Origin of the sequence: Nocardioides humi (assembly GCF_006494775.1) — a bacterium.
GTDB lineage: Bacteria > Actinomycetota > Actinomycetes > Propionibacteriales > Nocardioidaceae > Nocardioides > Nocardioides humi.
The window spans coordinates 325,773-336,979 of the sequence record NZ_CP041146.1; the positions used below are offsets into that span (position 1 = coordinate 325,773).

Consider the following 11,207-nt stretch of genomic DNA (forward strand, 5'->3'; position numbering starts at 1 on the left):
GTCAGCCTGCCACGCCGGGCAACGCGGCGAGCCGGTCCTGCCATGCGGTGGTGAGCTCGGCCTCGGTCCAGCCGGCGTGCTCCCGGAGCGCGTCGGCGAGGTCGGTGCCGTCGCGCACGTCCTCGTAGAGGGCGACCAGCGCCCGCTCGCCGGCGTGGTCGGCCAAGGTCACGCAGACGAGCCACGCGGCCTCGTAGACGGCGCCGAGGTGGCTGGCCGACGGGTCGAAGTCGCCGGGCGCCGGGAGCGCCTTCGGTACGCCGTCCGTGCGGACCTGGGCGGCGATCTGCCCGGCGGTCTTCGCGAGGGGCAGGTCGACGTCGCGCAGCGCGACGTAGTCGGCGAACCCCTCCACCAGCCACAGCGGCGCCCGGCGCGCCGCCACGGCGCCGGTGAGCGCGTGCACGGCCTCGTGGGTCATCACCACCTGGGCGGCGACGGGGTCGAGGCCGTCGTACACGGTCCGGTTGAGGAACACGTGCACCGGGCTGCCGGCGGCCTCCGTGCCGTCGACGGGCGCGGTGATCGCCGCGATGGCGGCGTACTTGCCGGGCTCGGTGTCGAGCGCGCGCTGCAGGCCCTCCGCGTCCGCGGGGACCTCGACGACCAGGCCGCCGCGGTCGGGCACGACCGCGCGGACCTCCTCGACAGCGCGCCGGGCGGCCGGGAGATAGCGCTCGGCCTGCGCCGCGTCGCCGGCGACCGCGACGAGCACGTCCCCGTCGCGCTGGACGGCGACCGGTCCGGCCAGCCACAGCGGGAGCCGGGCGCCGGAGCCCCCGAGCGCGGCGATCGAGGTCCCGTGGCCGGCGAACGAGACCGGGAGCTCGATGCGCGCCGACGCCTCGTCGAAGCCGTCGACGCGCCAGGTCGCCGCGACCTGGCCGTCCCAGCCGGCCGCACCGCTGGTGCGGCCGGTCTCGGTCACATAGCGGAGGGTGACGTCGGCGAGGCCCAGGGCGGCGGCGTTCGCGACGACCGCCGCGAGCAGGTCCCCCGCGGCGGCGTCGGCGCCGAGGCCGGAGGCGGCGTCCCCGTCGCCGTCGCGGATCGCCGTCTGGAGGCGCGCCAGGGTGTCGGCGGCGGCCGCCGGGTCGGCGACGTCGCCGGTGGTCGCCGACGGCGGCGGGGCGACGTACTCACCCTTCGAGCAGCCGCCTGCCAGGACGGCGGCGGCGAGCAGGACCGCCGCGGCGGCGCGCCGGCTCACCCAGGCCGGACCGCTCCGGCGTAGGGCATCTCGTCGAGGTCGGAGACCTTGACGCCGGCGCCCGGGTTGGCCGCGTGCACGATGAGGCCGTTGCCGAGATAGATCCCGACATGGCTGATCGGGCTGTAGTAGAAGACGAGGTCGCCCGGCTGCAGGTCGGTCTTCGCGACCCGGGTGCCGGTGCCGTACTGGGCCCGCGAGGAGTGCGGCAGCCGGACGCCGGCCTGCGCGTAGGCTATCATGGTCAGGCCCGAGCAGTCGAAGGCGTTGGGCCCGGTGGCGCCCCAGACGTAGGCGTCGCCGACCTGGGCGAGGGCGTACTCGATCGCCGCGGCCGCACGGCCGGACGCCGGGATCGACGTCGGGTCGATCGGGCGGCCGGCGTTGCGGGAGAGGATCTCGGCGCGCTGGGCCGCCTCGAGGCGGGAGAGCAGGTCCTTGGCCTCGGCCAGCTTGGCGTCGGCGGTCTTCTTCTCCTCCGCGAGGGTCGTCTTGAGCTGCGCGATGCCGTCACGGCGCTTCTCGGTCTGGTCCTTGCGGATGTCGTAGGCCTCGAGCTCGGCGCCGTAGTCGGCGAGGAGCGAGTCCTGCAGGCCCTCCACGGTGGACATGGTGGAGAGCTCGTCGAGGAAGCCCTGGGAGTCGGAGGACAGCAGCTCGCCGGCGGGGCCGAGGCTGCCGGACTGGTACTGCTGGATGAGGGAGTCGCGCACGTCGGAGCGGACGCCGGCGAGGGCGTCGCCCTGGCGGGACTGGTCGGCCTCGAGCGAGGTCAGGTCGTCGTTGAGCTCGGCGAGCTCGAGCTCGGCGTCGTTGTAGCGCTCGGCCGCCTGCTCCGACTCGTGGAAGAGCCGGTCGACCTTGGCCCGGACGGTGTCGATGTCGGGCTCCGCCTGCGCCGGGCTCGATGCGCCGCTGATCGACAGCGTGATGGCTCCGGTGACGGCGAGTGCCGCGAGCGCGGCGGTGGTGCGTGTGCGGCCGTTCAGCACGAGCTGGCGGGTCCCCTCTGGTGTCGTACGCCTACCGGGTGAGCTGACGGATTCGGGCACGACTTGCCCTACCCGCACTCCTCGCGCGGACCGTGGTCCTGGTCGGACCGCCGCCCTCGCGCCTCGTACGGGATTCACCCCAGAGTGAGTGGTTCCCCGGCTCCGGATCCCCGAGTGGATCCGGACTCAGCGCGGTGCCCGCGCGGGTCGGTCGACCCACTTCCTCGGACACCTGAGCGAGCAGCCTAGTCCCGGCCCCCGGACGGACCAAACCCGTCCGGGGTGTGTTGGGGACGAACGCCCGCGACACGATGTCACATCCGTCACATGTCTCTCTCTGGTCACGGTGGTCACAGCAGTCACGCCGACTCCACCTGCGGGCCGCTCACCGGTCGCACCAGCCGCAGCGGCGGCACCAGCCCGCCGTCGGCCAGCGCCTCGAGGGCGGCCATCTCGTCGTCGCCGATCACCAGCTCCGGCGGCGGGCCCAGCAGCACGGTCACCACGCAGTCGTGGCAGGCCAGCCCGCGCACCACGCAGGTGTCGCAGTCGATCCTCGTCGTCATGCCGGTGAGGCTGGCAGCACCCTCCGACACAACCGGCGGACTCGCCTTCGGCCCAGTCGGCGAGGACCAGGACCGCGTCGGCGTGGCAGGTGCGCGGCACCACCGTCTGCGCCTCGGTCGCGTGCGACCGTGCCGAGGCGTGCGCAGGCACGGGGTAGTCGAGGACCTCCGCGAGCAGCCATGCCACCAGCTCCGGATCGAGGCGGACCAGCCCGATCGGGGTCTGGTGCTCCGGCGACGGCATGTCCACGACCCTGTCGGCACGGAGCGCAGCACGCCGGGCGACGGACCATCCGCTGTGGACAACCGGCCGCGGCACCTCGCCTGGGGACACCGGGCGCACCCTCGCGCAACGCCTGGGGCCAGTGGGGCATCCCGACCGGCCAGCGCGGCTCCCCGAAACCGTCGGAGGCTCCGCCTACGGTCGGGGACATGACCACCGCGCCGCCCGCCGCAGCACCTCCCGCGAGGTGGGACGAGCAGCGCAGCTTCGACGAGCTCGGCCGGCCGCTCCACGACGTCACCTTCTGCGTCGTCGACCTCGAGACCACCGGCGGGTCGGTCGCCGACGGCGACATGATCACCGAGATCGGCGCGGTCAAGGTGCGGGGCGGCGAGGTGCTCGGCGAGTTCCAGACCCTGGTCAACCCGCACACCTCGATCCCCGCCTTCATCGCGGTGCTGACCGGCATCACCAACGGCATGGTCGCCGATGCGCCGCCCGTCGGCGCCGCGCTGCCGGCGTTCCTGGAGTTCGCCCGGGGCTCGGTGCTGGTCGCCCACAACGCCCGCTTCGACGTCGGCTTCCTGCGCCACTTCGCGCGCGAGCAGGACCTCGTCTGGCCCGACTTCGAGGTCCTCGACACGGTCAGGCTGGCCCGCCACGTCGTCACCCGCGACGAGGCGCCCAACCACAAGCTGTCGTCGCTGGCCCGGGTCTTCCGGTCCGGTACGACGCCCAACCACCGCGCGCTCGCCGACGCCCGCGCCACGGTCGACGTCCTGCACGGGCTGATGGAGCGCCTCGGCGGGCTCGGCGTCCACACGCTCGAGGAGCTCCAGGGCTACTCCTCGAAGGTGGCGAGCGCCGCCCGCCGCAAGCGCCACCTCGCCGAGCACCTCCCCCACGCGCCCGGCGTCTACCTGTTCCGCGACGACAGCTCGCGGGTGCTCTACATCGGCACCTCGCGCGACCTGCGGCGCCGGGTGCGCAGCTACTTCACGGCCTCGGAGAAGCGCACCCGGATCGGCGAGATGGTGCAGATCGCGACGTCGGTGAGCGCGGTCGAGTGCGCGACCCCGCTGGAGGCCTCGGTCCGCGAGCTGCGCCTGATCGCCGAGCACAAGCCGCCCTACAACCGCCGCTCGCGGCACCCGGAGAAGGTCACCTGGCTCAAGCTGACCCGGGAGCCGTGGCCGCGCCTGTCCCTGGTCAAGCGGGTGCTCGACGACGACGCCGACTACCTCGGCCCGTTCTCCTCCCGCGCGGCGGCGGAGAGCTCGCTCGCGGCGCTGCACGAGGTGTTCCCGATCCGGCAGTGCAACGACCGCCTCGCCCGGCAGCCGCGGCGCAGCTCCTGCGTCCTCGCCGAGATGGACCGCTGCCTCTCCCCTGCGACGGGAGCGTCGACCCGCAGACGTACGCCGCCGTCGTCCGCCAGCTGCGCGACACGCTGCTGCGGCGGCCCGACGACGTCGTCGACCTCGTCCACGCCCGGATGGCGGCGCTGGCCGAGCAGGAGCGGTTCGAGGAGGCGGCCCACCACCGCGACCGGCTGGCCGACTTCGTGCGCGCCGCAGCCCGCACCCAGCGGCTCACCGCGCTGACCGGCTGTCCTGAGGTGGTCGCCACCCGCCGGGAGGACGACGGGCGCTGGGCCGTCCACGTCGTGCGCCACGGGCGGCTGGCGGCCGCGGGCGTCATCCCCGCCGGCGCCGACGCGGTCGCGTACGTCGACGGCCTCCGGGCCACCGCCGAGACCGTGCTCCCGGCGATCGGGCCGACGCCCGCGGCGACCGCCGAGGAGTCCGAGCGGATCCTGCGCTGGCTGGAGTCGCCCGGCGTGCGCCTGGTCGACGTGGTCGGCGAGTGGGCCTGTCCGGTGCGGGGCGCGGGCCGCCACGCCGCCACCCCGACGCCCCTGTCCCCCACTACTGTTGCCCCATGATCACCGCCATCGTCTTCGTCCAGGCCGAGACCGCGCGGATCCCCGAGGTCGCCGAGGCGATCGCGGCGCTCGAGGGCGTGAGCGAGGTCTACTCCGTGACCGGCCAGATCGACCTGATCGCGCTGGTCCGGGTGAGCTCCCACGACGACATCGCCGCGGTGGTCGCCGACCGCCTCAACAAGGTCGAGGGCGTCGTCGACACCGAGACCCACATCGCCTACCGCGCCTACTCCCGCCACGACCTCGAGGCGGCGTTCTCGCTCGGGCTCGACTGAGAACGTGTTGGGAAAGGTCGTGGCCTGCTGCGCGCCGCCCCGTCGGCGCCTCGCGGCGTTGCAGATGCTCGATGGTGCAACCAGACCGCCGTCGCATCTAGGTCTGAACGAAGTGGCCTTTGCGACGCACTCGACGGATGCGACGCTCGCGACGACCACGACTTTCCCAACACGTTCTGAGCCCGGGGCCAGATGACCGCCCGCGCCCCCGGAGAGCGCATCCCCGGCGAGCGCAGCCCTGGCGAGCGCACGCTCGACGAGCGCGCCCCCGGCGGGCCGGCGGAGCCCCGGTTCCCCCTCGTCGCCCGCGCCCTGCCGCTGGCCGGCGGGGCGCTCCTCACGGCCCTGCTGATCGCCTGGGACCGCCGTCCGTTCCGGGCGTTCGACACCTACTTCCACCTGCGCTTCGGCGACGAGTTCCGGCACGGCTGGTCGATCGGCCATCCCGGGCAGCCGAGCCCCGCCTCGACGAACGACTGGGCGCCGACCCAGTGGCTGCCCCAGGTCGGCCTGTCCTGGATCGCCGACGTCGGCGGACGGACCGGCCTCGTGATCGTGTTCGCGGTGCTGAGCACCGGCCTGACCGCGGCGCTCTACCTGCTGCTGCGGCGCCACGCCGGCCCGGGGGTCTCGCTCCTGCTCGCGGCCATCGTGCTGATCGGCCTCCTGCCGAGCCTGTCCCTGCGGCCGCAGGTGCTGAGCTATGCGTTCCTGATCGCCCTCCTCGCCGCCTGGGACAGCGCCCGGCGCACCGGCCGGGTGCCGTGGCTCCTGGTGCCGCTGGGCTGGCTGTGGGCCACCTGTCACGGCATGTGGATCATCGGCGTGGCCGCCAGCGCGCTGCTCGCCGTCCTGGTCGTCCTGGAGCGGCGCCCGGACCGCCGCCGCGCCGTCGTCCTGCTCCTGGTGCCGCTGGGCATGCTCGCCGCCGCCCTGGTGACGCCGGTGGGCCCGCGCCTGCTCACCGCGGTCGTCCAGGTCAACTCCCGTGGCAGGTACTTCGCCGAATGGGGGGTGCCCGAGATCCTCACCCTCGGCTCCGCGCCCCTGGCGGTCCTGCTGGCCGCCGCCGTCCTGCTGCTGGTCCGCCGCACCGGCGTCGCGCCCTACGACATCGGCCTGCTCGCCCTCGGCGGCGCGTTCTCGGTCTACTCCGGCCGCACCGTTCCGCTCGCCCTCATCACCCTGGCCGTCGTGGTGGCGGCGCAGTGGGGACGCCGGCGGGAGCGCCCGCCGACGGGCATGAGGGAGTACGCCGTCGTCGCGCTCCTCGCCGGCGCAGCCCTCGCGGCGGCGCCGTTCCAGACCGTCGTGGAGGACCCGGCCGACGACGTCCGCCCCTTCGCGGCCGCCTTGGCGGCGCTGCCCGACGGCAGCCGCGTCGTGACCGACTGGCCGACGGGCGGAGTGCTGCTGTGGACGGAGCCGCAGCTCGACGTCCCGCTCCACGGGTACGGCGACGTCTACACCGACGACGAGCTGGAGCGGTACGCCGGCCTGGCGCGCCTCGAGCCCGGCTGGGACCAGACCCTGGCGCGCCTCGCCCCGCGCGCCGCGCTGCTGCCCGAGGACGAGCGGCTGTCGTACGCCCTCCGGCGCGACGGCTGGCAGGTGCTGCAGCGGTCCGGCGACCTGGTGCTGCTCGTGCCGCCGGCGGACGAGGCGTGAGCGCGGTGCGGTCGTGCGGCTGAGCGCGGGCGCCGGCCTCGACGGCTGGCGCGACCACGTCGTCGCCGGCGTCGTCGTCCTGCTCTTCCTGGTGCCCGCCGTCCTCCTGGTGGCCGGCCCGAAGCCGAGCCGGCTCGGCTTCCAGATGTACTCCGGCTACGGCATGGTGACCGCCTCCTGGGAGGACCGCAGCGGGCAGCTGCACGAGGTCGATCTCGCGCACGAGACCGCCAGCGTCCGCACCGAGATCGACTGGACGGCCTTCCTGCCCGAGGAGCTCTGCCGGCGCCTCCCCTCGGCGGTCCGGGTGGAGGTCGGCCGGACCCAGCCCGGGGGCCTCCAGCGGCGGAGCGTGGCGTGCTGACCGCCGTCATGGTGCCCGCCGGCCCCGTGGCCTGGGGGCGGATGCTCCTGGCCGCCGGCGCGGCCCTGACCTGCGTCGAGGGCGCCGTCCAGCTGTCGGGGCTGCAGGACGGGCGGATCCGGGTCCCCGTCAGCGGCGGGCTCCTCTCCCCCGAGGCGCTCCCGGCCGGGCCGTGGCTCCTCGTGATGGCGACCGCGTGCCTGCTCCTGCTGCTCGGCGCGGCGAGCCGTCTCTGCACGGCCACCCTCGCGGTCGGCAACGTGCTCCTCCTGCTGGCCGACCAGCAGCTCTACAGCAACCATCGCCTCCTGCTGGTGCTGCTCTGCGTCTGGTTCCTGCTCGCCCGCGCCGACCACGCCCGCTCGCTGCGAGCGCTGCTCCGCCCGGCCCGAGGCGGCCGGGACGCCGAGGTGCCGTGGTGGCCCCAGCTCCTGATCGTCGCCACCGTCTCGGCCTGCTACGTGTTCGCCGGCCTCAGCAAGCTCAACCCCGAGTTCCTCTCCGGCGACCTGGTCGACTCGATGTCGCCCGACTGGGTTCCGGCCGGACTCCTCGCCTGGGCGAGCGTCCCCACCGAGGTCGCCATCGGCGCCGGGATCTGGTGGCGCGCCACCCGCCGGTGGGTGCTCGGGCTCGGCGTGCTCCTCCACCTGTCGATCATCGCCCTGCTGGGGGCGCCGCTGGTGTTCGCGGCGTTCGCCCTGCTGTGCCTCAGCGCGTACCCGTCCGTCTGGACCTGGCCGCGCCTCCCTCAGGACGAGGCGGCGGCGACCCAGCGGTCGAGGGTCGCCTGAGCCGCACCCGCGTCGATCGCCTCGGCGGCGCGGGCGATGCCGGCGGCCAGCGCCTCGTCGTACGGCGCTCCGGGGGCGTCGTAGACCGCGAGCGCCGCGCCGGCGTTGAGCACCACGGCGTCGCGGACCGGACCGCCCTTCCCCGCGAGCAGGTCGCGGACCACGCCGGCGTTGTGCTGGGCGTCGCCGCCGCGCAGGTCCTCGGCGGTCGCGGGCGCGATGCCGAGCGCGACCGGGTCGACGGTGACCTCACGGACCTCGCCGCCGTGCACGATCCACAGCCGGGACGTGGTGGTCGTGGTGAGCTCGTCGAGCCCGTCGTCGCCGCGGAACACCCAGGCGTCGACGCCGCGACGGGCGAACACGCCGGCCATCACCGGCGCGAGCCGCGGGTCGGCGCACCCGATGGCCTGCGCGGCCGGCCGGGTGGGGTTGGCGAGCGGGCCGAGGACGTTGAACGCCGTGCCGATGCCCAGCTCCTTGCGGGGCACCGCGGCGTGCCGCATCGCCGGGTGGAAGGCCGCGGCGAAGCAGAAGGTGATGCCGGCCTCCTCGGCCACCTCGGCCACGCGGGCGGCCGGGAGGTCGAGCCGGACGCCGAGCGCCTCCAGCACGTCGGCGGTGCCGGCCTGCGACGACGCCGAGCGGTTGCCGTGCTTGACCACGCGCGCGCCGGCCCCGGCGGCCACGATCGCGGACATGGTCGAGATGTTGACCGAGAACGAGCGGTCGCCGCCCGTGCCGACGACGTCGAGCAGCCGCCCGGGGACCGAGATGGGCGTCATCACGGCGTACATCGCCTCGACGAGCCCGGTGAGCTCGTCGATCGACTCCCCCTTGGCCCGCAGCGCGACCACGAAGCCCGCGATCTGGGCGGGGGTCGCCTCGCCGCCGAGGATCTCGCCCATCGCCCAGGTGGACTGGGCAGGCGTCAGGTCCTCCCCGGCCACGAGGGCGCCGAGGACGTCGGGCCAGGTCATCGCCGGACCGCGCGCCTCAGGCGGGCACGCGGGCACGCAGCAGCGAGACCACGGCGTCGGCGAGCTGGATCGGGTCGATCGGGTGCGGTACGGCGGCGTCCGCACGCGACCAGGTCGCCAGCCAGGCGTCCTGGGGACGCCCGGTGAGCACGACGAGCGGCGGGCAGTCGAGGATCTCGTCCTTGAGCTGCTTGGCGATCCCCATGCCGCCCGCGGGGACGGCCTCGCCGTCGAGGATGGCCAGGGCCAGCCCGCCGGCGTCCATGTTCTGGATGACCACCGGCTCGGTCGCGACCTCGACGTACTCCAGCTCCGGCAGGTCCGGGTGGGGCCGGCGGCCCAGCGCCAGGATGACCTGCTCGCGGGTGTGCACATCGTCGCTGTAGACGAGCACCTTCAGAGTCGCTGGGGTTCTCACCCGCGCGATGCTACTCGGACGGCGCCCGGTCCGGGGCCGTGACCTCGGTCGCGGCGAGCCGCTCCTGTCGTTCGAGGCGGTCGAGGCGGCGGTCCTCGCGCTCCGCCTCCTTCATCGAGGAGCGCACCCACTGGGCGAAGAGGACGACGAAGAACACGACGCCGACGAGGTCCCCCGCGCCCCACAGGATGCCGCCGGCCAGCCGCTGGTCCTCGAAGGGGTCGGGCAGCCAGGCCCCGAGTGGGCCGTCGTGCAGCGCGGGGTACCAGTCGCCGCCCAGGAGCGTCTTCTGGCCCATGATCGTGACGCCGAGGAAGGCGTGGAACGGCAGCGTCATCACGGTCAGCAGCACCCGGAACGGGTGGGCCACCCGGCCGGGCAGCGGGTCGACCCCGACGATCGGCCAGAAGAACAGCGCGCCGACGACGACGAGGTGCACGTGCATCATCTCGTGGACGTACGTCGACCGGAGCGAGGCCTCGTACCAGCCGCTGAAGTAGAGCGCCCACGGCGAGATGACGTAGAGACCGAAGGTGAGCGGCGGGAACCCCAGCACCTTGGCGAGCCGCGAGTGCAGCACGGCGAGCAGCCAGCCGCGGGGCCGGCGGGGCAGGGTCCGCAGCGCGAGGGTGACCGGGGCGCCGAGGGCGAGCGAGAGCGGGACGACCATCGACAGCACCATGTGCTGGACCATGTGCGCGCTGAGCAGCACCGTGTCGTACGCCGCCAGGCCGGACGACGTCGCCAGGTAGAACGCGAGCATGCCGACGCCCCACGCGATCGACCGGCCGACCGGCCAGCTGTCGCCGCGCCGGCGCAGGGCGAGGACGCCGACCACGTAGAGGCCAGTGGCCCACACGGTGACCACGAGCGGCAGCGGCGCGATCCCCCACTGGGAGATCAGGGCGCCGGCGTCGAACGGCGGCAGGTCCTCGACCCCACCTGTCGCGGACGACAACACCAGCATCACGCGTACCTCCCTGGCCCGTTCAGGACCGGTTCGAGCGTAGGTCTTGCCCGGTCACCACCCAGAACGGGGGGTCGGGATGCCGACGGGAAGCGTTACCGCCATAATGGCGCCCGTGGCGATCTCAGCTTCGGCATCCCTTCCGGCCTCGCGCCTGCACGGCCAGCACGACCGACCCAGCATGGTCGCCGTCGGCACGATCATCTGGCTGTCCAGCGAGCTCATGTTCTTCGCGGCGCTCTTCGCCGCGTACTTCACGATCCGCTCCGTGTCGCCGGAGATGTGGGCGGACAACACCGAGCTGCTGAACGTCCCCTTCGCCTCGGTCAACACCACGATCCTGGTGCTGTCGTCCTTCACCTGCCAGCTGGGTGTGTTCGCCGCCGAGCGCGGGCAGGTCTCGCGCGCCGGCTCGCTGCTCCAGATCGGCAAGTGGGGCCTGCGCGAGTGGTTCATCCTGACCTACGTCATGGGCGCGATCTTCATCGGCGGCCAGGCGCTCGAGTACGCCGAGCTCATCCACCACGGCGTCACCATCCCCACGACGCCTACGGCACGATGTTCTACCTGACCACCGGCTTCCACGGCATCCACGTGACCGGCGGTCTCATCGCCTTCCTCTTCGTCCTCGGCCGGACGTACGTCGCGAAGCGCTTCACGCACGAGCAGGCGGTCAGCGCGATCGTCGTCTCGTACTACTGGCACTTCGTCGACGTCGTGTGGATCGGCCTGTTCGCGACGATCTACCTGATCAAGTGACGCGGCGGGCCCCGATGACGAAGAGCTGTTGGATCCTCCGGACTGA

At 73.9% G+C, this 11,207-nt stretch carries 14 protein-coding genes and 1 riboswitch; of the genes, 8 read left to right on the forward strand and 6 right to left on the reverse strand.

Annotated elements, in window-relative coordinates:
• Position 1: 1 nt before the first annotated feature.
• From FIV44_RS01550 to FIV44_RS01560, 3 genes are all read right to left on the reverse strand, one after another.
• Positions 2-1,210, reverse strand: a complete 1,209-nt coding sequence (locus FIV44_RS01550; protein WP_141002969.1) for a hypothetical protein — start codon at positions 1,208-1,210, stop codon at positions 2-4.
• A complete protein-coding gene (locus FIV44_RS01555) occupies positions 1,207-2,202 on the reverse strand; it encodes a C40 family peptidase (RefSeq protein ID WP_246086756.1) in 996 nt (331 codons plus the stop codon). Before FIV44_RS01555 ends, FIV44_RS01550 begins: the two co-directional genes overlap by 4 nt.
• Positions 2,203-2,228: 26 nt before the next feature.
• Positions 2,229-2,394, reverse strand: a riboswitch (cyclic di-AMP (ydaO/yuaA leader).
• A 167-nt stretch (positions 2,395-2,561) separates the two neighbouring features.
• The gene (locus FIV44_RS01560; RefSeq protein WP_141002970.1) at positions 2,562-2,768 is read right to left on the reverse strand and encodes a hypothetical protein; all 207 of its coding nucleotides are present in this window, start codon (positions 2,766-2,768) and stop codon (positions 2,562-2,564) included.
• Positions 2,769-3,200: 432 nt separating this feature from the next.
• Here FIV44_RS01560 and FIV44_RS01565 point away from each other — a divergent pair, with 432 nt between their 5' ends.
• From FIV44_RS01565 to FIV44_RS01585, 6 genes are all read left to right on the forward strand, one after another.
• Positions 3,201-4,595: a DEDD exonuclease domain-containing protein gene (locus FIV44_RS01565; RefSeq protein ID WP_342778871.1), complete on the forward strand. Its 1,395-nt coding sequence runs from the start codon at positions 3,201-3,203 to the stop codon at positions 4,593-4,595.
• Positions 4,487-4,936 carry a hypothetical protein gene (locus tag FIV44_RS33475; RefSeq protein WP_342778872.1) on the forward strand — a complete coding sequence of 150 codons (450 nt, stop codon included), beginning with the start codon at positions 4,487-4,489 and terminating at the stop codon, positions 4,934-4,936. Before FIV44_RS01565 ends, FIV44_RS33475 begins: the two co-directional genes overlap by 109 nt.
• Complete coding sequence (locus tag FIV44_RS01570) at positions 4,933-5,211, forward strand: Lrp/AsnC family transcriptional regulator (protein WP_139621662.1); 279 nt, start codon at positions 4,933-4,935, stop codon at positions 5,209-5,211. The genes FIV44_RS33475 and FIV44_RS01570 overlap by 4 nt, the downstream gene beginning before the upstream one ends.
• A 192-nt stretch (positions 5,212-5,403) precedes the next feature.
• Entirely contained in the window at positions 5,404-6,879 is a 1,476-nt protein-coding gene (locus FIV44_RS01575; protein WP_141002971.1) for a DUF2339 domain-containing protein, read from the forward strand.
• 13 nt (positions 6,880-6,892) lie between these two features.
• A complete protein-coding gene (locus FIV44_RS01580) occupies positions 6,893-7,243 on the forward strand; it encodes a hypothetical protein (RefSeq protein WP_141002972.1) in 351 nt (116 codons plus the stop codon).
• On the forward strand, positions 7,237-8,037 hold the full coding sequence (locus tag FIV44_RS01585) for an HTTM domain-containing protein (protein ID WP_141002973.1): 801 nt from the start codon (positions 7,237-7,239) through the stop codon (positions 8,035-8,037). Before FIV44_RS01580 ends, FIV44_RS01585 begins: the two co-directional genes overlap by 7 nt.
• On the opposite strand, the gene trpD is transcribed toward FIV44_RS01585, so the two are convergent.
• From trpD to FIV44_RS01600, 3 genes are read right to left on the reverse strand one after another with little or no spacing between them, the layout of a single operon-like run.
• The gene (trpD, locus tag FIV44_RS01590) at positions 7,995-9,017 is read right to left on the reverse strand and encodes an anthranilate phosphoribosyltransferase (protein WP_141002974.1); all 1,023 of its coding nucleotides are present in this window, start codon (positions 9,015-9,017) and stop codon (positions 7,995-7,997) included. The genes FIV44_RS01585 and trpD overlap by 43 nt on opposite strands.
• 16 nt (positions 9,018-9,033) lie before the next feature.
• Positions 9,034-9,435, reverse strand: coding sequence for an Rv3143 family two-component system response regulator (locus FIV44_RS01595; protein ID WP_181410924.1), 402 nt, complete (start codon positions 9,433-9,435; stop codon positions 9,034-9,036).
• 10 nt (positions 9,436-9,445) lie between these two features.
• Complete coding sequence (locus FIV44_RS01600; protein WP_141007675.1) at positions 9,446-10,402, reverse strand: cytochrome c oxidase assembly protein; 957 nt, start codon at positions 10,400-10,402, stop codon at positions 9,446-9,448.
• A gap of 115 nt (positions 10,403-10,517) precedes the next feature.
• Here FIV44_RS01600 and FIV44_RS34275 point away from each other — a divergent pair, with 115 nt between their 5' ends.
• On the forward strand, positions 10,518-10,973 hold the full coding sequence (locus tag FIV44_RS34275; protein WP_484213884.1) for a cytochrome c oxidase subunit 3: 456 nt from the start codon (positions 10,518-10,520) through the stop codon (positions 10,971-10,973).
• The gene (locus tag FIV44_RS34280) at positions 10,961-11,161 is read left to right on the forward strand and encodes a cytochrome c oxidase subunit 3 (RefSeq protein ID WP_484213885.1); all 201 of its coding nucleotides are present in this window, start codon (positions 10,961-10,963) and stop codon (positions 11,159-11,161) included. Before FIV44_RS34275 ends, FIV44_RS34280 begins: the two co-directional genes overlap by 13 nt.
• The last annotated feature ends 46 nt before the right edge of the window (positions 11,162-11,207 follow it).

Excerpts from the sequence above, each read along its gene's own strand:
- FIV44_RS01560 (WP_141002970.1), bottom strand. The coding sequence starts at position 2,768 with ATGACGACGAGGATCGACTGCGACACCTGCGTGGTGCGCGGGCTGGCC.
- FIV44_RS01565 (WP_342778871.1), top strand. The coding sequence starts at position 3,201 with ATGACCACCGCGCCGCCCGCCGCAGCACCTCCCGCGAGGTGGGACGAG.
- FIV44_RS33475 (WP_342778872.1), top strand. The coding sequence starts at position 4,487 with ATGGCGGCGCTGGCCGAGCAGGAGCGGTTCGAGGAGGCGGCCCACCAC.
- FIV44_RS01570 (WP_139621662.1), top strand. The coding sequence starts at position 4,933 with ATGATCACCGCCATCGTCTTCGTCCAGGCCGAGACCGCGCGGATCCCC.
- FIV44_RS01575 (WP_141002971.1), top strand. The coding sequence starts at position 5,404 with ATGACCGCCCGCGCCCCCGGAGAGCGCATCCCCGGCGAGCGCAGCCCT.
- trpD (WP_141002974.1), bottom strand. The coding sequence starts at position 9,017 with ATGACCTGGCCCGACGTCCTCGGCGCCCTCGTGGCCGGGGAGGACCTG.
- FIV44_RS01600 (WP_141007675.1), bottom strand. The coding sequence starts at position 10,402 with ATGCTGGTGTTGTCGTCCGCGACAGGTGGGGTCGAGGACCTGCCGCCG.
- FIV44_RS34280 (WP_484213885.1), top strand. The coding sequence starts at position 10,961 with ATGTTCTACCTGACCACCGGCTTCCACGGCATCCACGTGACCGGCGGT.